Origin of the sequence: Lapidilactobacillus mulanensis (assembly GCF_003946215.1) — a bacterium.
Classification (GTDB): Bacteria; Bacillota; Bacilli; order Lactobacillales; family Lactobacillaceae; genus Lapidilactobacillus; species Lapidilactobacillus mulanensis.
Window position 1 is genome coordinate 1 of record NZ_RHOW01000032.1, and the last position, 23,438, is coordinate 23,438.

A 23,438-nucleotide genomic window follows, 5' to 3' on the forward strand; every position below is an offset into this window, starting at 1 on the left:
CATAAGGGAGAGGCTTCCCTTTTTCAATTCCCAATAATTCATTTACACATAATTATTTAAACACTCCAAGCTGAATTTAAGTTAAGTAGCGGAGCTGTTCAGATATAATTCAATCGAATATATTTTGCATAAACTTTGTGCAAATTGACGGTGCTATCTGTTATTGCTGAGATTAATATTAAGTATGCGGTTACATTCATTTGATAGATTGGCGGGTTTGATTGTGGAAACAAATAAAAGTCTTGTAAGGGAACTGAACAGGCGAAGAGTACTTGAGCAAGCATTTAATTATGGACCAATCTCTAGAAGCCAGGTTTCAAAAAATCTGAAGCTTAATAAAGTGACTGTTTCTGAAATTGTTGCTGAGATGGTTCGTGACAATTTGCTAGTCGAATTAGGGCAAGGTGATAGCTCAACACGTGGTGGTCGTAAACCAACCATGCTTCAACTTAATGCGAATTTTGGTTATGTGCTAAGCTTTGATCTGGGCTTCAACTATATTGATGTGATGATGAATAGCGTTGATGGACTGATCAAGTCGTTTGAACATCATCGTGTTGGTGAACTCAGCATCGACGACCGTCTTGCTTTTATTGTTGCTCAAGCGCATAAGTTGGCGGTGCCTGACCAAACCGTTCACGGCTTGTTGGGAATTTCTGTCGCGATTCACGGTATTGTTGATCACAATAAAGTGTTGTACACACCTTACATTGATTTTAAGGGTAAAGATATTGCTCAGATATTAAGTAGTGAGCTCAATGTGCCGGTTAGTTTACAAAATGAAGCCAATTTATCTGTCATCTATCAGCGTGATTTTGAAAGCCGCGAAAAAATAGATAACTTAGTCTGTATTAGCATTCATAAAGGCATTGGTGCGGGTATCATCATGAATAATCGTCTGTTTACGGGAATTCGTGGTGAAGCTGGAGAAATAGGGCATGCTATCGTTTATGAAGATGGTGGCGTTTCTAGAAAAAGATTTAAGTCGATCGAGGAATATTGCTCGGAAGATTCAATTCTAAAAAAAATTAAAGAGCAAACGGGTCTGTCTGAATTAACACGCGATGATATTCAAACATTATATTATGATGGTAATGAAATCGTCGGCGATATTTTAGATGAATTCTGTTACTACATGGCCAGTATTATTTATAATACAGTTGTTACGCTTGACCCAGCTAAAGTTGTGATCAACTCAAATTTGATTGCGGATATTCCTGAATTACTGGATATTATTCGGACGGACATCCCGTTCTTAACCGAAGATAAAACCCAAGTTGAATTACTAGCGAACTCTCGTTATGCCACCTTATTGGGTGGGGTTTCACTTATTATCAGTCAAGTGATCGATGTAACTCCTGGTGAGATTAATTTCCCAAATACGATTGGTCGTTCGCTGATCAAGGCATCATAGTCAAAATAGACTAACCTGATTGATGGGGTTGGTCTATTTATTTGTTAAAAAAGAGAGATCAGGACTTGAATATATTTGTTGAAAACGCTATACTTTCTACGTAGGTTAGTTTAACAAACAAACTAAAAATAAAGGATCAAGTGAGCTTAAACATATATTTATAAATATGAACAAAATTGTATACATCAGAACTAGTTCCTTTAAATTCAGCTGAAAGGAGCGGATTCGGCAGAAAAACATGCAGGTTTCAATTTTTCACAAACAAACACGTACCTTTACTTTGCGTGCACGGTGAGAATAATGTCAGAAAAAATAGAACTAGGTCTTAAAAAGATAGTAACGATCGATATCGATTAGGTATTGTCGGAAATAGAAAATAGATTGCTTTAAACAACATATACTTTTTAAATCAGAAGTTAGTTATTTTTATTTCAAGGAGAATAATATGCAATATACGAATGAACAAGCCGCTCTTGTTATTAGACATCAAAATGAAACTCTGCGGATCGAAGCTTGGGGTGAAGACTCTTTACGTATACGTGCAACTGAAAATATTCAGTTCACTGATTCAAATTGGGCACTGAGCGAATCAGTCCCTAATGCTAACGCTGATATTCAAATTGATGATACTGCTCAAACTGCAGCGATCACTAATGGCAGGTTAAAGGCCACAGTTAATTCAAGCGGTGTTTTAACTTTTTATCGTGATGGCAATCAGATATTACGAGAATATTATCGTAATTATGACGGTACTGTCACTAATGAAAGCCGTTGTTTGAAAGTTGTTGCCCGTGATTGGAAACCATTGATAGGTGGGAATGACTACGGATTAACTGTTCGTTTTGATCCTAATGATGGTGAAAAAATATTTGGTATGGGACAGTATCAACAGCCTTATCTAGATTTGAAGGGTTGCACGCTAGAAATGGCCCAACGTAATTCTCAAGTAACGATACCTTTTGCGGTTTCTAGTTTGGGCTATGGTTTTCTATGGAATCACCCTGGTATTGGTAAAGTCACGTTTGGTAAAAACATTACCGAATGGCAAGCCGCTGCTACAAAACAATTAGATTATTGGATCACTGTCGCGGATGCACCGGCACAATTAGTCGAAAACTATACTGCTGTTACTGGTCGTGCTCCAGAAATTCCAGAAGGATTACTAGGATTGTGGCAGTCCAAACTACGCTATCGAACTCAGGATGAAGTATTGTCCGTTGCCCGTAAGTATCAGGAGATAGGTATTCCGCTGGATGTTATCGTCATTGATTTCTTCCACTGGACACGCCAAGGTGATTGGCGTTTTGATCGTGATTACTGGCCAGATCCAAAAGCGATGTGCGACGAGTTACATGCGATGGGTACAAAAGTCGTGGTATCAGTTTGGCCATCAGTTGATCGGAAGAGTGAGAATTTCTTTGAAATGTTTGAAAAGGGTTACTTGATTAGGACTGAACGTGGCTCTTTGCAAACATATGCTTTCCAGGGTGATTGTCTGGAAATTGACTGTACTAACCCCGCTGCTCGTCAATTCATTTGGGACAAATGTAAAGCCAATTATTATGATTTTGGTATCGATATGTTTTGGCTTGATAATGCTGAACCTGATTTTGACGTCTACGACTTCGAAAATTACCGGTATCAATTAGGTTCTGCGTTAGAAGTATCAAATATTTATCCACAATTGTATGTCAAGGCCTTTCAAGATGGTATTGAAGCGACTGAACCGGGCAAGAAACAACTTCATTTGGTACGTAGTGCTTGGGCAGGTAGCCAAAAATATGGCACGTTGGTTTGGTCTGGTGATATTGCAAGTACCTTTGAATCCTTGCGTGATCAGTTAGCGGCTGGTTTAAATATGGGCTTGGCTGGTATTCCGTGGTGGACAACTGATATTGGCGGTTTTATGACTGACAATGTGAAAGATCCTGAGTTCAAAGAGTTGCTGCTGCGCTGGTTTGAGTTTGCTATTTATACGCCATTCGTCCGGATGCATGGCGATCGTGGCCCTCACGACATTCCTGCTTTGTCAGATTCAGATCATGGCGGTGGTAGTTTGTATACCGGCCATAGTAATGAAATTTGGAGCTATGGTGCAGATGCACAAGCCATAATGGAACAACAATTAAAGATCCGCGATGGGTTGAAACCTTATATTGAAACACTGTTCAAAGAAGCAAGCGCAACTGGTGCACCACTATTACGGACGATGTTCTTTGAATTTCCAGCGGATGACAAATGTTGGAGTTTATCTGATCAATATATGTTTGGTTCTGATTATCTGGTTGCACCAGTCTTAGAAGCCGGTCAGACTGAGCGTCAGGTATACTTGCCTGAAGGCACATGGGAAAACGTAAACAGCAAGCAACAATACAAAGGTGGTCAAACGATCGTGGTCGCTGCTCCACTTGCGAATATTCCTGTGTTTAAAAAAGTAAAATAGATGAGTGTAATTCAGAATATATATTTCGCATGAAAAGTATCTAACAACTTGTTTTACGGGATAGAAGTTGTATACTGTAAATGTTGTACGTTAGTTAAACAAACAAACTAAAATTATTGGAGGTTTTAAATATGTCTCAATCATATTTTCCAAATGTAGATAAAATTCCTTATACAGGAACAAGTTCTTTGAAATCAGGTTTTAATTATCATTATTACAACGCCGATGAGGTGCTTGGTGGCAAGAAGATGCGCGACTGGTTGCGTTTCTCGGTTGCTTATTGGCACACGTTCGGTCAAGAACTGAATGATATTTTCGGTGATGGGACTGCTATTCGTCCTTGGAATGGTTTGAAGGGTATGGATTTGGCTAAGGCTCGTGTCGAGGCTTCATTCGAGTTCTTCGACAAAATGGGCGTTGATTTCTATTGCTTCCACGATCGCGATGTTGCGCCAGAAGGCAATACTTTACGCGAGACTAATAAAAACCTTGAAGAAATCACAGATATGTTTGTTGATTATCAAAAACAAACGGGCATGAAAGTTTTATGGAATACTGCCAACATGTTTACGAATCCTCGTTTTGTTTCTGGTGCTGCTTCTTCACCATTTGCGGATGTATTTGCTTATGCGGCTGGTCAAGTTAAAGAGGGACTTGATACGGCTAAAAAAGTTGGTGCTGAAAATTATGTCTTCTGGGGTGGTCGTGAAGGTTACGAATCACTATTAAACACCGACATGAAGCGCGAGCAAGATCATTTAGCTAAGTTTTTCCATATGGCTGCTGATTATGCCAAGGAAATTGGTTATGAAGGTCAATTATTACTCGAACCAAAGCCTAAGGAACCAATGATGCACCAGTATGATTTCGATGCTGCAACGACGATTGCCTTCATGAAGACTTATGGTTTGGAAGGTACTTACAAGTTGAATCTTGAGGGTAACCATGCCAACTTGGCTGGTCACACTTATCAACATGAAATTCGCACGGCTCGTCAAGCTGGCTTGCTCGGTTCATTGGATGCGAACCAAGGCGACAAGTTGATTGGCTGGGATATTGATGAATTCCCTTCTGATTTGTACGAAGCAACTTTGGCAATGTACGAAGTTGTTGAAAACGGTGGTTTAGGCCGTGGCGGTTTGAACTTTGATGCGAAACCTCGTCGTTCTTCATTTACAACGGATGATATGTTCTATGGCCATATTGTCGGCATGGATACTTTTGCCGCCGGCCTGAAAGTTGCTTTGCGTTTGAAGGAAGATAAAGTTTTCGATGGCTTCATTGCTGACCGTTACGCTAGTTATGATGCAGGCATTGGCGCTGATATCGATTCTGGCAAGGCTAGCTTCCAAACATTGAACGATTATGTAATCGACAAACCACAAGCTGCTTTGTTGGCTGCCACTAAATCTGGACGCATTGAAGAATTGAAAGATACTTTGAATCATTATATGATCGAAACTTTAAAATAATTAACTAATTTGCGAGGCGTTGATCTCAGACCATTGAGGTTAATTTGCCTTGCTTTTTTATTACTGGTAAAAAAACGCTTTATAGAATGATGATGGGGGATATATCAATGAAGTATGTAATTGGCGTCGACTTGGGGACGAGCGCTGTCAAAGTTTTGTTAGTCGACCAACAGGGGCAAGTTGTCGCGCAGGCCAGCGAAGATTATCCATTGCAGCAACCCGAGCCTGGGTATAGTGAACAGAATCCTGAAGACTGGGTGACAGGAACCACGACGGCAATTCAGCAGTTGTTGGCGAACAGTCAAGTTAAACCGGGCGAGGTTGAAGGAATCAGTTATTCTGGACAAATGCATGGGCTGGTTCTACTTGATGCCGATCAGCAGGTGTTGCGTCCGGCAATTCTGTGGAATGATACGCGTACAACCGCGCAGACGCAAGAAATTATGGCAAATATGGGACAACGATTCATTGAGATCACCCGTAATCGACCACTAGAAGGCTTTACGTTACCTAAGCTATTATGGGTCAAAGAAAACGAGCCTGGAATTTTTGCCAAAGCGGCGACGTTTGTTTTACCCAAAGACTATGTTCGCTACCGCATGACTGGCAAAATTAACATGGAAATGTCGGATGCGGCGGGAACGGTCATGTTGGATATTGCCAAGAAACAGTGGAGTGACGAAATCTGTGCAGCCTTTGATTTGCCACTTTCACTTTGCCCACCTTTGATTGAAGCCACGACTAATGTGGGAACGATCACGCCGAAATTCGCGGCGGAATCTGGATTGGCCGAAACGACTGCTGTATTTGGTGGCGGTGCGGATAATGCTTGTGGTGCGATTGGCGCTGGGATCACCAAGCCTGATCAAGCAATGTGTAGTATTGGCACCTCTGGCGTTATTTTGACGTATGAGCCAGATACGCAGGTTGATTATCATGGGCAACTTCATTTCTTTAATCATGCGATCACGGATCGTTTTTATTCGATGGGTGTGACTTTGGCGGCTGGATATAGTCTGAGTTGGTTGAAGAAAACTTTCGCGCCAGATGATTCTTTCGATGATTTCGTTGGTAGTGCAGAACAGTCCACAATTGGCGCGCATGGTTTGCTTTTCACACCATATATTGTTGGTGAACGGACGCCATATGCGGATGCTAAAATTCGCGGCAGCTTTATTGGCGTTGATGGTAAACAAGTTCGCGCAGATTTCATTCGTGCGGTTTTAGAGGGGATCGTCTTTTCGTTCCGCGACATTCTGGAGATCTATGCTGAAAATGGTAAGGATTTTAAGCAGCTGGTTTCGATCGGTGGCGGTGCTAAAAGTCCATTGTGGTTGCAAATTCAGGCCGATATTTTCAATAAAGATATTGTTCGTCTTGAAAGCGAGCAGGGGCCTGGAATGGGAGCGGCAATGATCGCGGCCGTTGGATTAGGATGGTTCGCAAATTTCGACGAGTGTGTTGACAAATTTATTGCCATCAAGACGATTTATCATCCGATTGCGGCAAATGTGGCACGTTATTCTGAATTTTATAAAGTTTATCAGCAAGTTTATGGACAGACAAAGGATTTAACGGCTCAGTTGTTAGCACTCGAAGAAGCTGATCAGAAATGAAACAAATTGCCTTAACTTTTGACGATGGACCTAATCCAGGAACGACGGATAAAATTCTCTCGGCGTTACAACGGCATTATGCAAAGGCAACATTTATGTTGTGGGGCGAACATGTCAAGCAACATCCAGCATTAGTTCAGCAGGCCTTGGCGCAAGGTCATGCGTTTGGAACTCACACATATTCTCATCAATCGCTGCTTGAACTAACCGATGAAGAGATTATAGCGGAGATGGCACAATCAGATGATGTGATCAAACAAGTGATCGGTGAAACACCACAGTTTTGCAGACCGCCATATGGTGATATTGATGCTCATGTAGCCAGGTTGATCAACCGCGCGGCAGTTATTTGGAGCGTTGATTCTGAGGATTGGAAATCCCACGACGAAACGCAAATACTTGCACGTATTAAGAACTATGCCAGTGATGGCGATATTGTATTGATGCATGATATTCAACCAGCAACGGCTAATGTATTGCCGCAAGTACTCGATTATCTACAGTCGGTCGGTTTTACTTTTGTCACGGTTCCGGAATTGCTAAATGACCATTTAGAAAAAATGCATGCTTATTACAGTCGAACAAAAAATATTAATTATTTATTAGAAGGCGAGGATCAACATGTCAGCAATTAGAATGTCTAGAGAAGAAGCACGTCAACAGGCCACTCGGCTGGTTGAACAAATGTCGCTTGACGAAAAAATCGGTCAACTTGAATACGACGCGCAGTCGATCGAGCGATTGAATGTGCCGGAATATAATTATTGGAACGAGGCACTTCATGGTGTTGCACGCGCGGGCACGGCAACTGTTTTTCCACAATCGATCGGATTAGCGGCGATGTTTGACCCGGAGATGCAGCAAAAAATCGGCGATGTGGTTTCCACTGAGGCGCGCGCAAAGCATAATGAATATGCGCGTCATGGAGACCGCGATATCTATAAAGGTTTAACATTCTGGTCACCTAACGTGAATATTTTCCGCGATCCACGTTGGGGCCGTGGCCACGAAACTTATGGTGAAGATCCTTATTTGACGGCCACTACTGGTGTGGCATACATTAAAGGCTTGCAAGGTGATGAAAAATATCTGAAGTTGGCAGCTTGTGCGAAGCATTTCGCCGTTCATAGCGGTCCAGAGGGTATTCGTCACGGCTTTAATGTGGATCCAACGCCCAAAGACCTGGCCGAAACATATCTGCCTGCATTTAAGGCGGCGGTTCAGCAAGGTCATGTGGAGAGCGTTATGGCGGCATATAACGCTGTCGATGGCGTGCCAGCACCGCTGAACACGACGTTGCTACAGAAGACTTTGCGTGAAGAGTGGCATTTTGAAGGTCATGTGGTTTCTGATTATGGTGCTGAAGAGGATGTTAAACTTTATCATCACTTCACGAAGAGCGATGCAGAGACAATTGCCTTGGCGATCAAGGCCGGTTGTGATTTATGCGCTGGTCATTTAGTTCAATATTTGCGACAAGCACTCGCAGAAAACTTAATTACCGAAACAGCGATCGATGGTGCAGTGACACGGTTATTGACGACTCGCGTTTTATTAGGCTTGGGCGCAACCGACGATAAGTATGACCAGATTCCTTTTGAAGACAACGATAGTGCAACTAACCATGAATTGGCACTGCAAGCGACTTATAAGAGCTTTGTTTTACTCAAAAACAACGGAATCTTGCCTTTAAAATCGGCTGACTTGAAATCGATTGCTGTCATCGGACCAACGGCTGACAGCACGGTCGTTTTGCAAGGCAATTATGCTGGGACCGCGTCTAATAACGTGACAATTTTAGCGGGGATCCGACAAGCAGCTACGAAGTCACAAATTCGTGTCAATTATTCTGAAGGCTGCCATTTATTCAAGGATCGCGTCGAACCACTTGCCAAGGCTGATGATCGTGAATCTGAGGCAGTCATTGCGGCAGAACATAGTGATGTGGTCGTACTTTGCTTAGGGCTGGATTCAACGATCGAAGGCGAACAAGGTGATGCTGGTAACGCATATGCCGCTGGTGATAAAACTGATCTACGGCTGCCTGGTCGTCAACAGCATCTATTGGAACAGTTATTGGCGCTCAACAAGCCAGTGATTCTATTGATCACGGCAGGCAGTGCGCTGACCTTCAATTCAGAGGAAACTAATGACAACCTAGCTGCAATTATGGACGTTTGGTATCCTGGCGCGCTTGGCGGACAAGCCGTTGCGGATGTTTTATTTGGTAAAATGAGTCCAAGTGGTAAGCTACCGATCACATTCTATCAGACGACTGAGGAATTGCCTGACTTCACGGATTACGCGATGAAAAATAGAACCTACAGATACATGCCTAATGAGGCGCTGTATCCATTTGGTTACGGGCTGACTTATTCATCAGTTGAACTAGCAAACGCTCAGGTAAGTGATGTAGATGCTTCATTGGCGCATGCTAACGTTGACGTGCAGATTACAAACACTGGCAAATTTGATGTTGAGGAAGTTGTTCAAGTTTATAGTCAAGCAGTCGATTGCGTGGATGCAACACCAAATCCAAAATTAGCAGGTTTTAAACGCGTTAAGCTTGCCGTGGGCGAAACGAAACAAGTGACGCTTCCGCTGACAACATATGCGTTTGAAGTGGTTAATGATGCCGGTGAAATTTATGTACCAGATGGTAAATTTATTTTAACTGTTGGCGTTGGGCAAGGAGATCGGCGAACTGAACGGTTAACTGGGGTTAAAGCACTACAGGTCGAAGTCAATCGTTAAGATTTAAAAAAGACAGTCGAAATTCGACTGTCTTTTAATATGCAATACTTATTTTTCAATTTGATTGTGGACCCAAGTGGCAAATAAATCTGGCCATAATTGGATCTCTGGCTGAATCGTCGACTTTGCGCCCCGATGCTGGGTTTCAATGTTGCCCAGACTCAGACCGTGACCGCCTGCTGGAAAAATGTGCAATTCGAAATTGATATTGTGTGCACGCAAGGCTTCGGCAAACAACATGGTATTTTCCATTGGCACGGCACCATCAGTGTAGGTTGTCCACAGGAATGTTTTCGGTGTTTGGTCGTTGACTTGCAACTCAAGTGATTGTGCCTCACGCTTGGCTTTGTCTTTGAAATCATCGCCTAATAAATTCACGAACGAACCGCGGTGAGCAAATTTGCCACTTGTAATCACGGAATAAGCTAGCAAGAGACCGTTTGGTTTAATTTCATCTGCTTGATAACCATAAGTTTTCAGCAATTCGCCCGACCAGAAATCGCCCAAACTGGCAGCTAAGTGACCACCAGCTGAAAATCCTGCGACGATGATTTGATTGGGGTCGACGTGCCATTCACTCGCATTTTGGCGGATAGTTTTAACGGCTTCGGCTAATTCTAAGAGGGCCGTTGGAAAATAGTGCGGTGCGACGTTATAACGGACAATAAAGGCCTGAAATCCGCGCGCGACCATTTGCAAAGCTACGGGTTCAGCTTCACGTTCGGAAACATTCACATAGCCGCCACCCGGGCAGATCACGACTGCAGGTCGAATTTTCGTTTCATCGATTTCGGCAGAATTGTCGATCACGTAGCTAGTCAAAGTTGCATTCTGAGATAGTGGTGTAATTAATTTTTGTTGAATCACTTTCATGTATTTATCCCTACGATTTCAATTTATTTATGAATCATTAGCTTTATTATATCATTGTGCTCTGTAAAAATTCAGTGAATTGGCGGTATGGTATATGGTATAATGAACCTAATTATTGATGTGACAACATTTTGGAGGAATCCTATGGCATTTATCGGGCAAATTACAATTATTTTGATCACGACACTGGTTGCTGGATACCTCAGTAATCGAATTGGCATTCCGGCGGTGCTCGGGCAATTGATTGCGGGAATTATCGTTGGCCCTGCGGTTTTTAACTTGGTTGCGCCGACAGATTTCCTACATGACATGGCCGAAATCGGCGTGATATTGTTAATGTTTGTGGCTGGTTGTGAAAGTGATTTAGCCTTATTAAAAAAATATTTCAAACCGAGCATGATCGCCGCCATTTGCGGGATTATTTTGCCGATCGTTTGCATTTGGCCACTTGCGTTATTGTTCGGAATGAGTTCAACTCATGCATTATTTTTGGGTGTTGTTTTTGCTGCCACTTCTGTTTCTATTTCGGTGGTTGTGCTAAAGGAACTCGGCTATGTCAATAATCGCGAGGCTAGTACGATTTTAGGCGCCGCGGTTGTGGATGATATTCTGGCGGTGATCGTCTTGAGCTTGATGATGTCCTTTGTCGGCCAAGCGACATTTGATCCGCTTAAATTAGCCGGTCAATTAGCGCTACAGGTGCTTTTCTTCATTGGAATATTTATTGTGATCAAATGGATAACGCCAATTATTTTCAGCGTTACGCGCCGATTAAATGTGCAGCATGCCACCGTTATAACGTCGCTCATCATTGCGTTTGGACTGGCTTTTTTGGCTGAAAAAGTTGGGCTCAGTGATGTGGTGGGTGCGTTCTTCGCGGGTATCGCCATCAGTCAAACGCGTTATCAGAAACAAGTTGGTCAAGCAGTCGAGAATCTCGGCCAAAGTTTATTTATGCCAATTTTCTTCGTTAACATTGGTTTGACGATGAGTTTCGACCATTTCTTCGCGCAGGTCGGGTTTATTATTGCGCTCGTCGCCGTGGCCTTCATTACAAAAGTGATCGGTTGTGGCGGCGCTGTGCGTTTACTTGACTATGATTTCGATAGTGCCTTAGTTGTGGGGACCGGAATGGTGCCGCGGGGTGAAATGGGATTGATCGTCGCCCAAATTGGGCTCACGAATCAGCTCATGTCGCCGACACACTATTCGGCCGTCATCATGGCAATTATTTTAACGACCTTAATTGCACCGATATTCCTAAAAATGGCAATTAATCGTCAACATCAGCACCAACTTAGCTCGAAATAAAAAAAGTTATGAATCGGCGTTCACAACCTACTCTGGGTTGACCGCGATTCATAACTTTTTTAATAACAGATTACTGCTCGATATTCTGACCGAAAACTTCGATCTCGGTCAATGCAGGGAAGGTTGAACTATCTTCATCTTTTTGCAGGTGATCTAAGCGCAATCCTTTAATTTGCCGTGGCTTGATTTCGAAGAACTGTTCAGTTGCTAATTTTTGTAACGTGATCGTTTCGTGGCTTCCGTCGGAAAAATCGACGGTTATTTTTTTCCAATAACTGTCATGAGGATAATCTGCGCGTAAGACGATTCCTAGCTGATTTACTTCAACGGTGCGACCAAAATCCAATTGTAAATAAGCATCGTGTTGTTCGTTGATCCCCCATGATTGGAACGGATAATTGCCGTGACTCTCGTTGGCAACCAAGCCGTCGATTGCATTCTTCGCATAGAACACCGTTTCGCCACGCGTTTCGGCGTTTGAACTGGCGTGTGGATATGCGGCGCTAGCTTCATGCTGGTCGTAACTATTGACGGAAAGATTTGTTTGGCTCGCGATTTCGGCAGCGGTTGCCACACGAACGGTCGCATAATGGTTCTTGCCTAAGAATGCACCATCAGGATAAGGCCATTCTCTTTGAAGATTAAACGGCAGGCGATAAGTCCAGTTGCGCTCGGTTAAATAAATCAGCGCTGGCCGAATCGCGGCGTCTAATTGCACGACTAAATACACCGGCGCCTTTTCAACTTCGACCTGATAATAATCACCCAAAGTATATTGAGACCGCCAAGCCAGATAGGTGTTATTTGTGGCGCTGGCTTCAGCTAGGATTTTATTTTCATGTTGCAGGCTTAATTTGATGGTCATATGGCATCTCCTTGATTTGGTTGAACACTATAAATTTCCAATAAAGAAATTATATTTCTTGTATGCGTTATGACCAAAATATACCGCATATCCAGGGAGAATTCAACCACATTAAACAAAATTACGGACTGATTATGCTCGACCTTCAATATTTTTTCGTCGCAAATATTGGACTCATTGGGAAGTTATACAAATTAGTTGTTGACACCGCTTCCTAAAAGCGCTTATAATGAGTCTTGTAATTTACTCGGGATTGTTACTGACTCGATCAGGCATTACCCGCTGCCCTTATTGTGGGGACAGTGGGTATTTTTTTATCGTTGGGAGGGTTTGGATTGAAATTTATCAAGAAGATCAATAACAATGTTGCGTTAGCTAAAGATGATGATGACATCGAATGGGTCTTACTTGGTAAAGGACTTGGCTTCGGAAAAACGGCGGGAGATCAGATCTCCAATGCGCAAATCGATCGTCGTTTCAAAGCTACTGTTGATCAACAAACCCATCAAGATCCACCAATGATGTTAGCCAACATTGATCCAAGTATTTTACAGCTAGCCGAAGTTGTTAGCCAAAAAGCTGCTGAGGCGCTAAATATTTCTTTCAGCAATTATAATTATTTAGCCTTGGCTGATCATTTGTCGTTCGCATTGAAACGTGCGGATCAACAGGCTGATTATCCCCACGATCTTCGTTGGGAGGTCAAGCAGCTATTTCCCGAGGAGTACAAGGTCGCACAAATGGCTGTGAGCTTGGTCAAGGAACAAACTGGTGTGGAGCTACCCGAAAGTGAATTAACGTTTCTAACGTATCATTTTGTGAGTGCTCAGAGTGACGAGACGTTGTTGGCCGATACGGTTGAAATTACCGGAATGATCAATCGCATTCTCGAAATCATCAGCTATCATTTCCAGCTCATCCTAGATACTAAGTCGCTGAATTATGCGCGTTTCTTGACGCATCTGCGTTATTTCATGACTCGGCAATTGAAAGGTGAACCTGGTAGCGAGGAACTTGATCCGATAATTGGTCAAGTCGTCAAAGAAAAATACCACAAGGCTTATCAAGCAGCCGAAAAAGTTGCCCTGTATCTTCAACAAGCCCGTGATTGGCAGATTTCTGAAAGCGAAAAATTATATTTGACGCTGCATATCTGGCGACTTACTCGTCAAGATGCAAGTAATCAACAACAGAATAAATAAGTGGATTGTTACTGATTCGATCAGGCATTACCCAAACACTTTATTGAAACCTTTTGAAGGCCAATATTGTGTTTGGGTTTTTATTTTATTAAATTTCAGATTTTATTGAAGGATGGCGAAATTATTATGGCAGATAACGGAAAAATTGCAAAAAGCGTAATTGCCAATATTGGTGGCAGTGAAAATGTCGAGAACGCTTGGCATTGTGTGACTCGGTTACGTTTTAATTTAGCAGATAAAGACAAGGTTGATCTTGATGCAATCAAGAATACGACTGGCGTGATGGGTGCACAATTTTCTGGTGATCAGTTCCAAGTGATCATTGGTAATAGTGTTGATGACGTTTTCAATGAAGTTGAGCAACGGCTTGGTGGTACTGGAAGTGCGAAATCTAGTCCAGCAGCAGATGGTAAAAAAGAAAGTCTTGTTTCTAAATTAATGGATATCATTTCGGGAATCTTTACCCCAATTTTACCCGCTTTAGCTGGTACTGGTTTGATCAAAGGGGTGCTGGCATTATTAGTTACCTTGAACTGGATGAGTGATAAAGGTAGCTGGTATCAAGTACTTTATATGATTTCCGATAGTGTTTTCTATTTCTTACCGTTTTTCGTCGCGGTTTCTGCAGCGCGTAAATTTAAGACTAGCGAGTTTTTAGGCTTATCTATTGCCGGAGTGCTGTTATATCCGACGATGGTCAATGCTTATAACACGGTTTCTGGTGGCGGTAAAGTTGCGCCGATCAAATTATTTGGGATCTTAAACGTACCTTATGTAAATTACACGTCGTCGGTTATTCCAATTATTTTAGCGATTTGGTTACTGACTTACGTTTATCGCTGGGTCAAAAAATGGATGCCGGATACGATCACGATGATGTTTACGCCGATGGTCACTTTGATCATTGTTGTACCGATCACGTTGGTTGTTCTGGGACCACTTGGGAGTTATGTCGGGACTGGATTAGCAACGGGTATTTCTTGGTTATTCGTTCACGCGGGACCATTAGCAGGACTAATATTAGGAGCGACATTCCCATTGATTGTCATGACTGGGATGCACTACGCTTTTGTACCGATCATTATGAATAACTTTACAGTTTTAGGCTATGACACAACAGTATCGCCAATCAATTTTATCACTAATGTTGCGCAAGCCGGTTCTGTTTTCGCAGTCGCGGTTCGTTCAAAGAATAAAGAAACACGTCAATTGGCGATTTCGTCGGGTATTTCGGCGCTGTTAGGAATTACCGAACCCGCAATGTACGGGATCAATTTGAAAAAGAAGAAACCATTCTATGCCGCTTTGGCAGCTGGTGGGATTGCCGGCGCGTTTGTTAGCTTTTTCGGTGTTAGAGCCTATGCGATGTCAGGCCTTTCTGGATTGACTGCGTTGCCAGTTTATATCAGTGCCACGAATCCAATGAACTTATTATGGTTAGTTGTCGGAATCGTCATGAGTTTTATTCTCGCATTTATCTTTACTTTAGTGGTGGGATTCGAAGATGACGAAGTTAAAACAGCAACGGTGGCAGAGAAATCTGCAACACCTACAAAAACGATCGGTGGTGTTTCGATTCTTGCACCTGTACAAGGCCAGATCGAAGCGCTCGATCAAGTTAATGATCCTACTTTTGCACAAGGTATTATGGGTAAAGGAATGGCGATCATACCTGAAAACGGGGACGTGGTTGCGCCGATCAGCGGTTCGATCACAGTTCTTCCAGATACGAAACATGCGATCGGGATCACCGGCGATGATGGTACGGAATTATTGATCCATGTTGGTATCGATACTGTTGAGCTTCATGGTCAATATTTCGAGCCTGCGGTTAAAGTGAACGAGCACGTTGAAGCGGGTCAGGCACTCTTGCATTTCGACTTAGCACAGATCAAAGCAGCCGGCTATGATCCAACGGTGATGATCATCGTCACGAATTCAGCCGACTTTACCGACGTTTTACCCATGAATGAATCAGGCATCATTTATCCCAATGAACAATTATTAATGGGAATCAGATAATACGAGGAGGAAAATAATATGTATAAAGAACAAGCACCGACAGGCTTTAAACCGGATTTTCTCTGGGGTGGCGCTACAGCAGCCAACCAATTAGAGGGTGGCTGGAATTTAGATGGTAAAGGTTTGACGACGGCCGAAGTTGTCAAGAAAGCAACTGACCGAAAAGTTTTTAGTATGAGTGATGTTTCTAAGGAAAGCATCAAGGAAGCAATTGCCGACAAATCGGATACTAATTATCCTAAACGTCGCGGGGTTGATTTTTATCACCATTACAAAGAAGATATCGCGCTTTTTGCCGAGATGGGCTTCAAATCATATCGGATGTCGATTGCCTGGCCCCGTATTTTTCCAAATGGTGACGACGCAGAGCCGAATGAAAAAGGCTTGGCGTTTTACGATGACGTTTTCGATGAGCTCGCAAAATATGATATTGAACCAGTAGTGACGCTATCGCATTATGAAATGCCACTACATTTGACTCAAAAGCAAAACGGGTGGGCGAGTCGTTCAACCATTGATGATTTCTTGAAATACACAGAAACTGTGTTCAAGCGTTATCGCGATAAAGTGCATTATTGGTTGACTTTTAACGAAATTAATTCAACCACGTTCGGTTTCATCGGCAGTGGCTCAGTTGATACTGATTTAAGTACAACTGATGAGAAATTACAACTTCGCTACCAAGCTTTACACCATCAATTCGTGGCTAGTGCCTTGGCGGTCAAACAGGGTCACGAAATTAATTCAGAATTTGAAATTGGTAGTATGTTGGCTCGCACTCAAACTTATCCTGCCACGCCAAATCCTGAAGATGTTCGCGCAGCACAGGATGCAGATCAGGCTAATTTATTTTATACAGATGTTCAAGTCCGTGGAGAATATCCTGAATATATGAATCGCTTTTTCAATGAACACTATATTGTTTTGCAGATGGCGCCAGATGATGAGCAAATTCTTCGTGAGGGTAAAGTTGACTTCCTCAGCTTTAGTTATTACATGTCAACGGTAACTTCGAATCAACCAGCAGGTGATGATTCGGTTGGAAATATGACCTTTGGTGAGAAGAATCCCTATTTGGAAACGAGTGATTGGGGTTGGCAAATCGATCCGATCGGTCTGCGTATTTCGTTGAATACACTGTGGGATCGTTATCGAGTGCCACTATTCATCGTTGAAAACGGTTTGGGTGCGGTTGATCAGATTAGTGAAGATGGGCAGATCCATGATCAGTATCGTATTGATTATCTGCGCAAACACATTGAACAAATGGCTGAAGCGGTTAAAGATGGCGTCGATTTAATGGGCTACACGATGTGGGGACCGATCGATATCATTAGTGCGTCGACTTCGGAAATGTCTAAACGTTATGGCTTCATCTACGTTGATCAAGACGATGAAGGCAACGGAACCTTGAAGCGGCTCAAGAAAGATAGTTTTAACTGGTACAAAAAAGTTATTGCTTCAAATGGGATCGACTTAAATTAATTGAAAAAACTACGAATCTATTATAGATTCGTAGTTTTTTTGATCTTGCTAGCAATAAGATTTATTTTAAAATTTATGACTAAACACTATCGTCCGTTAATTCCGGCGAGCATTTGCCTAACTCGGTTTGAATGGTTAGGTGACAAATATGGAAATCTTCGTTTAAATTGTGATTCATTTCGGCGATGAATTCGTTATTGTAGGCTAACGTTGTGCGGACGACGTGAACGGTCATGGCGACTTCGGTCGTGCTCATGCCCCAGACGTGCAGATCATGAACGCTTTGTACCGAAGGATCGGCCAGAATGATTTTTTTGATTTTATCGACGTCTAATCCGGCGGGCACGGCATTGAGCGCGAGGTTCACAGACTTACGCAGCAAATCCCAGGTCCCAATTAGGATCACGATGGCAATTAGCAAACTTGCGGCAGGATCGAGCCATTGCCAACTCGTGGCTAAACTAATGAAGCCGGTGATCACAACGCCAACGGAAACGCCGGCGTCTGCGGACATGTGTAGAAATGCGCCGCGAATATTTAAATCGTCCTTCTGATCCTTCACGAATAACCACGCGGTCAATCCGTTGATCACGACTCCGACGGCAGCAACGATGATCACCGTCCATCCGGCCACGGGTTGTGGGTCTGCGAAGCGCTGAATTGCCTCGACCGCAATCCCACCAATGGCGATCAATAGAATCACGGCGTTAGCAAGCGCTGCTAAAATTGACGACGATTTATAGCCGTAGGTTCGATTTTTCGTGGGTTGTTTTTGCGATAGCCATAAAGCTAACCACGAAATTAAGAGACCCAAAACGTCGCTGAGATTATGACCGGCATCGGCCAATAGTGCCAGTGAACTGGCGCTAAATCCCGCGATTGCTTCGATGATAATGAAAACAACATTTAAACCAACGCCGATTTTAAACGCGTTCGATTTACTGGCAAAGGTTCCGGTTCCCGAATGATTATGATGATCCATCAGTATTCCTTCTTTATATTTATATATGAGCACTTGTGCATATGTAATGAATAACTATATTATCGCATCATTGATTCGTAAATGCAACGTTTTCATCGCGAGCAATTCACGAAAGCAAACAAAAAGCAGTCAATGATTTCGAAGGCATCATTGACTGCTCGAACGGCTAACGAATTGTACAGACACGACTAAACAAGTCGTTAGCAGTTTAATTATTGAATTTGAATGTTGTGGTCAGATTTTTGTTGAGGCTCGGCCTTAGGTAAAGTGACTTGTAAAACACCCTTGTCATATTTACCTGTGATCTGATCAGCTTTGATATTTGGAAGGCGATATTGACGAACAAATTCACCATAACGGCGTTCACTCATCAACGAATTACCATTTTTATCGGCATGATCATCGAAGCTATCGCGTTTGCCGCTGATCTTCAAAGTATCTTGATCATAGCTGACATTAATATCTTTCTTATCAAGGCCAGGCAATTCGACGCTGACTTGATAATCCTGGTCAGTCTCCTTGATATCTGTTTTTAAATCATGATCTGATTCGCTGAGCCCATACAATGTACGACCTAAGTTGTTAAAGAAGTGGTCATCATTGAACCAGTCATTCAAACCTCCAAATAAATCATTACGACGATCCATTAATTCGTTTGCCATAATTTTTTACTTCCTTTCTTTAACTTACAAATACATTGTAGTGCCATTTTTTTCCAAGTTCAAGAATTTAGCACTCTAATATTCAGAGTGCTAAAGCGAGACCGCTTTTATAAAATGGACGGCTTTTTAGGCTTCATTATTTTCGTGCCATAAGTCTCACCATCGGCCCAAATTCCGCCGTGCGCTTCCGTGGCGTTTGAAACGAGAATGAAGGCGTCGGAATCGATATTTCGAACCGTGGTCAATAATTGGTGCAGGTCAGGATTTTCAACGATAACCATTAGCATTTCGCGATCATGGCCGGTATAACCACCCGTCACGTTGAAAATCGTCTGTGCTTTTCCCAGTGAGCCTAGTTTGGCTTTAATTTCTGCTAAGTCGTTTTCACTCATCAGGTAAATAACCTTTTTGCGATCTAAACCAGTTTCGATGAAGTTCATCACGATCGTAGTCAGGATTTGTGACAAAATTGCCAGAAACATCGTCTCGAATCCATTGACGAAGACGTTCATCAAACAAATAAAACCATCGATGAATAAGAGCGATGTGGACGTTTTGATCCCAAAATATTTCTTGATGATCAATGGTGGAACGGTGGTGCCGCCACTGGATGCGTCGATCTGATAGAGGATCGAAAGTCCCACGGCGAAGATCATACCACCCACGATCACGGTCAACAACGGATCTTGGACGACTTTGATTTGTGGCGTTAGCGCTAGACAGATCGGCAGTAAAACACTGCCGAGTGCGATTCGGAAGGTCGTAAATTTTCCAAGGAAAATTCCGGCGAGCACCAACATAACGATGTTGATCAGCAAGACCACCAAAGAAATATTGAAGCCAAAAGCGGATTTAAGTAAAATGGCGATCCCGGTCGCACCACCGGCGGCAATCCCATGTGGGGCGTAAAACATATTGATGCTGATGGCGATGATCTCCAGGCCAAGTAACATCATGAGTAATTTAACGATTTTTGAATTTGAATTTGTGATCCGAGCCATATAAAAACTCCTTTCTAGAAAATCATATGTAAATCTAGTGTGGAAGAAACAGCGAGCTTCAAGCTATCTGGTGCCAGTAAAACTTGCGGGACGAACAAAAAGACAACTGCTGGCATAAGTGAACATGGGAGTGTAACTCACGCGACAGACAGTTGCCTATTAAGCACCGAAGCTAACGATGCAATTATGATCATCTGAATTAGCATTATGACAGAATTCACCTCAATTAACAGTTCAAGCATGGGTAACAACTCGTTTGTCCCATAACTGATAACGCTTCGCTGAATTCTTAAAATAAGCTAATTCTGCCTCGTGCTTTTTCTCAGTTTTGATCAACAAACACACCCTTTCTTGGAACCTATTCTTATTATGACAGATAAAAGCCCGACTTGGCGAATATTTTGCTTATCGAAATCATCAATATAAAAAATTGTGTTGACACTTTGTACGTTGCGGGGTATCATTACACCATAAAATTTAAAAGCCACAAACAATAGAGGTTGCGAGAATCACGAAACTTAGGAAGTGTCCAAACACGTCGAACTAAGTCTTCAGGATGATCGCCGAAGTCAGCTTATTTTTGGAAGTAAGTTGGTTGGGACAAGTGTGAATAATGCTTGGACTGTCCTAACGATTTCGTTAGGGAGCGCTATGATTTTGGGATAAGTCTATGGATATAAATTTATTCAGATTTAAAAATTATGGTAAAGACCTTTATTGAATGTATTTAACATTCAGTAAAGGTCTTTTTTGTAGGCTTGATGGAGGGATTATCATGCATCAACGTCGCAATTTATTAATTTTTCTGGGTATGCTATTTTTCACATTGCTCACGGTGCCAACAGTAACCAGTCACGCCGCGGACGAAACGTTCAAGGTCGGAATGGAGGCGGGCTATCCACCATTCAACTGGACGCAAAACGATGCTAGCAACGGTGCCGTCAAGATTCAGGGCACATCAACATATGCTGGCGGTTACGACGTGCAAATGGCTAAGAAAGTTGCTAAATCTTTAGGCAAAAAATTAGTCATCGTCAAAACAGAGTGGGATGGTCTCTCACCGGCATTGACATCGGGCAAAATCGACGCGATCATCGCTGGCATGTCGCCAACGCCGCAACGTCGTAAAGCCATTGATTTTACCGACACTTATTATAAATCTCAGTTGGTAGTCATCGTGCGCAAAGATGGTAAGTTTACCAATGCCAAGAGCCTGAAAGATTTCAAGAATGCGAAATTAACCGGGCAATTAAATACGTTCCATTACACAGCATTGGATCAAATCAAGGGTGCAATCAAAGAGCCGGCTATGAAAGATTTCCCCTCCATGCGAGTCGCGCTGGAATCGGGCACAATTGACGGCTACGTTTCCGAAAAGCCGGAAGGTATTAGCGTCACAAATGCGGATCCGAATGTGAAAATGATTGAATTAAAAGGAAATAATGGTTTCAAAACGAATCCAGAAGACACTGATTTAGCCATCGGGGTTCGTAAAGGCGACGCCGATAAATTAAAGATCGATCACGCGCTTGCCAAAATTTCCCAGTCGCAACGAGATGATCTGATGGATCAAGCCGTGGCACAACAGCCTCAATCTGGTAACAAGCAAGAAAACTGGTTCATCGCCATTTTCCAACAGTATGGTGGTATGTTGCTACGCGGGACTGGCGTAACATTGCTGATCTCGATGGTCGGGACGATCGTTGGCTTCATGATTGGATTGTTGATCGGCATTTTACGAACGATTCCTAAGACGGGCAGTGTTTTGCGTCGTACTTGTTTGAAAGTCGTTGATTGGTTGCTGTCCGTTTATATTGAAGTTTTCCGAGGAACACCAATGATCGTTCAAGCCGCTGTTCTTTATTACGGTGCGGCGCAAGCGTTCGGTTGGAATATGGATCGATTAGTCGCTGCGTTGTTGATCGTGTCGATCAATACGGGTGCTTATCTTGCCGAAATCATGCGTGGTGGAATCATGTCGGTGGATGACGGCCAATTCGAAGCCGCCCACGCATTAGGTATGACCCATTTGCAGACAATGTTTAAAATCATCCTGCCACAGGCGATCCGTAATAGTTTGCCCGCAGTTACCAACGAATTTGTGATCAACATTAAGGATACTTCTGTCTTGAGTATTATTTCCGTTTCAGAATTATTCTTCTCAGGTTCGACCATTGCCGGTCAAAACTTCCAATTCTTCCACACTTATCTGGTTATTTGCTTGATCTACTTGGTCTTGACCTTTACAATCACGCGGATCCTGCGCTTCGTGGAAAGAAAAATGGACGGTCCTCAAAATTATAATTTGATGGCGAATCAAGATCAGGTCACGACACCGACTGCATCGTAATTTAGGCGCACCACTTATTTCAGGAGGCAATTTAATGACTAATTTACTAGAAGTGCAACATTTAGAAAAATCATTTGGAGAACACCAAGTTTTAAAAGATATTAACTTGCAAGTTGAACCGGGAGAAGTTTTATCAATCATTGGATCATCTGGCTCGGGTAAATCGACGTTATTACGCTGCATTAATTTGTTAGAGCAGCCGACAAGCGGGACAATTAATTTCCACGGGGACAATATTCTGGCGACGAAATTCGATGTGGCCACTTATCGCGCGAAAGTGGGGATGGTGTTTCAGTCGTTTAATCTCTTCAACAATCTAAACGTCCTGCAGAATTGCGTGGTGGGTCAGACGACTGTTCTGCATCGTAACGTTATAGCGGCTCGCAAAACGGCATTGGAACAATTAGCAAAGGTCGGCATGACACCATATGTGAACGCGAAACCCGCACAATTATCTGGTGGACAAATGCAACGTGTCGGAATTGCCCGCGCTGTTTCCATGAACCCGGAAATTCTTTTGTTCGACGAACCAACCTCAGCGCTAGATCCCGAGATGGTCGATGACGTGCTTGATTCGATGCGCGCATTAGCTCATACGGGATTAACCATGATTTTAGTGACGCACGAAATGGCCTTTGCCCGTGATATTTCCGATCATGTTGTCTTTATGGATCTAGGGGTGATTGCTGAAGAAGGAACGGCGGAAGAAATTTTCAGCCATCCGCAAGAAGCGCGCACCCAAGAATTCTTGAAACGATATTTGAACCGCGTGTAAAGTTTGCATCTCAACTTGCACGTTGAGACGTATTTGATGAATTCCTTAGCCGATCATGAGCTAGGAATTTTTTATGTACTACCAATTGACGCACAAGTCTAAAAAAGAGCAACAAAAAAGCAACGATAAAATGAATTATCGTTGCTTTTTTCTACCATTAGTCAAGAGAATTCTTCTATATCAAGGGATTCTTTTTCTTAATTACGCAAAA

General features: G+C 42.7%; 17 protein-coding genes and 1 riboswitch. Of the genes, 12 read left to right on the top strand and 5 right to left on the bottom strand.

Annotated features, from left to right (window positions below):
- The first annotated feature begins 340 nt into the window (after positions 1-340).
- From EKM67_RS08070 to EKM67_RS08095, 6 genes are all read left to right on the top strand, one after another.
- A complete protein-coding gene (locus EKM67_RS08070; RefSeq protein WP_164506615.1) occupies positions 341-1,414 on the top strand; it encodes an ROK family protein in 1,074 nt (357 codons plus the stop codon).
- 445 nt (positions 1,415-1,859) lie between these two features.
- Positions 1,860-3,857 (top strand): glycoside hydrolase family 31 protein, encoded by a 1,998-nt coding sequence (locus tag EKM67_RS08075; protein ID WP_125578510.1) that lies wholly within the window; start codon positions 1,860-1,862, stop codon positions 3,855-3,857.
- A 131-nt stretch (positions 3,858-3,988) separates the two neighbouring features.
- Complete coding sequence (gene xylA, locus EKM67_RS08080) at positions 3,989-5,329, top strand: xylose isomerase (protein WP_125578511.1); 1,341 nt, start codon at positions 3,989-3,991, stop codon at positions 5,327-5,329.
- A gap of 107 nt (positions 5,330-5,436) precedes the next feature.
- Positions 5,437-6,945 (top strand): xylulokinase, encoded by a 1,509-nt coding sequence (gene xylB, locus EKM67_RS08085; RefSeq protein ID WP_125578512.1) that lies wholly within the window; start codon positions 5,437-5,439, stop codon positions 6,943-6,945.
- Positions 6,942-7,580 (top strand): polysaccharide deacetylase family protein, encoded by a 639-nt coding sequence (locus EKM67_RS08090; RefSeq protein ID WP_125578513.1) that lies wholly within the window; start codon positions 6,942-6,944, stop codon positions 7,578-7,580. Before xylB ends, EKM67_RS08090 begins: the two co-directional genes overlap by 4 nt.
- Positions 7,567-9,699: a glycoside hydrolase family 3 C-terminal domain-containing protein gene (locus tag EKM67_RS08095; protein ID WP_125578514.1), complete on the top strand. Its 2,133-nt coding sequence runs from the start codon at positions 7,567-7,569 to the stop codon at positions 9,697-9,699. The genes EKM67_RS08090 and EKM67_RS08095 overlap by 14 nt, the downstream gene beginning before the upstream one ends.
- A 48-nt stretch (positions 9,700-9,747) precedes the next feature.
- On the opposite strand, the gene EKM67_RS08100 is transcribed toward EKM67_RS08095, so the two are convergent.
- Positions 9,748-10,572 (bottom strand): alpha/beta hydrolase, encoded by an 825-nt coding sequence (locus tag EKM67_RS08100; RefSeq protein ID WP_125578515.1) that lies wholly within the window; start codon positions 10,570-10,572, stop codon positions 9,748-9,750.
- Positions 10,573-10,716: 144 nt separating this feature from the next.
- Here EKM67_RS08100 and EKM67_RS08105 point away from each other — a divergent pair, with 144 nt between their 5' ends.
- Positions 10,717-11,883, top strand: coding sequence for a cation:proton antiporter (locus tag EKM67_RS08105; RefSeq protein ID WP_125578516.1), 1,167 nt, complete (start codon positions 10,717-10,719; stop codon positions 11,881-11,883).
- Positions 11,884-11,953: 70 nt separating this feature from the next.
- Here the strand turns inward: EKM67_RS08105 and EKM67_RS08110 are convergent, their stop codons facing one another.
- Entirely contained in the window at positions 11,954-12,748 is a 795-nt protein-coding gene (locus EKM67_RS08110; RefSeq protein ID WP_125578517.1) for a hypothetical protein, read from the bottom strand.
- Positions 12,749-13,083: 335 nt separating this feature from the next.
- Between EKM67_RS08110 and EKM67_RS08115 the strand changes: the two genes are divergently transcribed.
- The 3 genes from EKM67_RS08115 (at position 13,084) to EKM67_RS08125 (ending at position 17,457) form a co-directional block, all read left to right on the top strand.
- Positions 13,084-13,950, top strand: a complete 867-nt coding sequence (locus EKM67_RS08115; protein ID WP_125578518.1) for a PRD domain-containing protein — start codon at positions 13,084-13,086, stop codon at positions 13,948-13,950.
- Positions 13,951-14,076: 126 nt separating this feature from the next.
- Positions 14,077-15,972 (top strand): beta-glucoside-specific PTS transporter subunit IIABC, encoded by a 1,896-nt coding sequence (locus tag EKM67_RS08120; RefSeq protein ID WP_125578519.1) that lies wholly within the window; start codon positions 14,077-14,079, stop codon positions 15,970-15,972.
- Positions 15,973-15,990: 18 nt separating this feature from the next.
- A complete protein-coding gene (locus EKM67_RS08125; protein ID WP_125578520.1) occupies positions 15,991-17,457 on the top strand; it encodes a glycoside hydrolase family 1 protein in 1,467 nt (488 codons plus the stop codon).
- A 79-nt stretch (positions 17,458-17,536) separates the two neighbouring features.
- Here EKM67_RS08125 and EKM67_RS08130 read toward each other — a convergent pair whose 3' ends face one another.
- The 3 genes from EKM67_RS08130 to EKM67_RS08140 all read right to left on the bottom strand — a co-directional run bounded on the left by EKM67_RS08130 (position 17,537) and on the right by EKM67_RS08140 (position 20,102).
- A complete protein-coding gene (locus EKM67_RS08130; RefSeq protein WP_125578521.1) occupies positions 17,537-18,439 on the bottom strand; it encodes a cation diffusion facilitator family transporter in 903 nt (300 codons plus the stop codon).
- Positions 18,440-18,651: 212 nt separating this feature from the next.
- Positions 18,652-19,101, bottom strand: coding sequence for an Hsp20/alpha crystallin family protein (locus tag EKM67_RS08135; protein ID WP_125578522.1), 450 nt, complete (start codon positions 19,099-19,101; stop codon positions 18,652-18,654).
- Between the two features lie 107 nt (positions 19,102-19,208).
- Positions 19,209-20,102 carry a YitT family protein gene (locus EKM67_RS08140; protein ID WP_125578523.1) on the bottom strand — a complete coding sequence of 298 codons (894 nt, stop codon included), beginning with the start codon at positions 20,100-20,102 and terminating at the stop codon, positions 19,209-19,211.
- A gap of 486 nt (positions 20,103-20,588) precedes the next feature.
- Positions 20,589-20,762, top strand: a riboswitch (Lysine riboswitch).
- Positions 20,763-20,877: 115 nt separating this feature from the next.
- Between EKM67_RS08140 and EKM67_RS08145 the strand changes: the two genes are divergently transcribed.
- Positions 20,878-22,452: an ABC transporter permease subunit gene (locus EKM67_RS08145; protein WP_125578524.1), complete on the top strand. Its 1,575-nt coding sequence runs from the start codon at positions 20,878-20,880 to the stop codon at positions 22,450-22,452.
- A gap of 34 nt (positions 22,453-22,486) precedes the next feature.
- A complete protein-coding gene (locus EKM67_RS08150; RefSeq protein WP_125578525.1) occupies positions 22,487-23,227 on the top strand; it encodes an amino acid ABC transporter ATP-binding protein in 741 nt (246 codons plus the stop codon).
- Positions 23,228-23,438 lie beyond the last annotated feature (211 nt).

What these genes read in the sequence shown, in the direction of transcription:
- EKM67_RS08095 (WP_125578514.1), top strand. Translation starts at nt 7,567, where the DNA reads ATGTCAGCAATTAGAATGTCTAGAGAAGAAGCACGTCAACAGGCCACT.
- EKM67_RS08075 (WP_125578510.1), top strand. Translation starts at nt 1,860, where the DNA reads ATGCAATATACGAATGAACAAGCCGCTCTTGTTATTAGACATCAAAAT.
- EKM67_RS08140 (WP_125578523.1), bottom strand. Translation starts at nt 20,102, where the DNA reads ATGGCTCGGATCACAAATTCAAATTCAAAAATCGTTAAATTACTCATG.
- EKM67_RS08130 (WP_125578521.1), bottom strand. Translation starts at nt 18,439, where the DNA reads ATGGATCATCATAATCATTCGGGAACCGGAACCTTTGCCAGTAAATCG.
- EKM67_RS08135 (WP_125578522.1), bottom strand. Translation starts at nt 19,101, where the DNA reads ATGGCAAACGAATTAATGGATCGTCGTAATGATTTATTTGGAGGTTTG.
- EKM67_RS08125 (WP_125578520.1), top strand. Translation starts at nt 15,991, where the DNA reads ATGTATAAAGAACAAGCACCGACAGGCTTTAAACCGGATTTTCTCTGG.
- EKM67_RS08110 (WP_125578517.1), bottom strand. Translation starts at nt 12,748, where the DNA reads ATGACCATCAAATTAAGCCTGCAACATGAAAATAAAATCCTAGCTGAA.
- xylA (WP_125578511.1), top strand. Translation starts at nt 3,989, where the DNA reads ATGTCTCAATCATATTTTCCAAATGTAGATAAAATTCCTTATACAGGA.
- EKM67_RS08105 (WP_125578516.1), top strand. Translation starts at nt 10,717, where the DNA reads ATGGCATTTATCGGGCAAATTACAATTATTTTGATCACGACACTGGTT.
- EKM67_RS08120 (WP_125578519.1), top strand. Translation starts at nt 14,077, where the DNA reads ATGGCAGATAACGGAAAAATTGCAAAAAGCGTAATTGCCAATATTGGT.
- EKM67_RS08090 (WP_125578513.1), top strand. Translation starts at nt 6,942, where the DNA reads ATGAAACAAATTGCCTTAACTTTTGACGATGGACCTAATCCAGGAACG.
- EKM67_RS08100 (WP_125578515.1), bottom strand. Translation starts at nt 10,572, where the DNA reads ATGAAAGTGATTCAACAAAAATTAATTACACCACTATCTCAGAATGCA.
- EKM67_RS08145 (WP_125578524.1), top strand. Translation starts at nt 20,878, where the DNA reads ATGCATCAACGTCGCAATTTATTAATTTTTCTGGGTATGCTATTTTTC.
- xylB (WP_125578512.1), top strand. Translation starts at nt 5,437, where the DNA reads ATGAAGTATGTAATTGGCGTCGACTTGGGGACGAGCGCTGTCAAAGTT.
- EKM67_RS08150 (WP_125578525.1), top strand. Translation starts at nt 22,487, where the DNA reads ATGACTAATTTACTAGAAGTGCAACATTTAGAAAAATCATTTGGAGAA.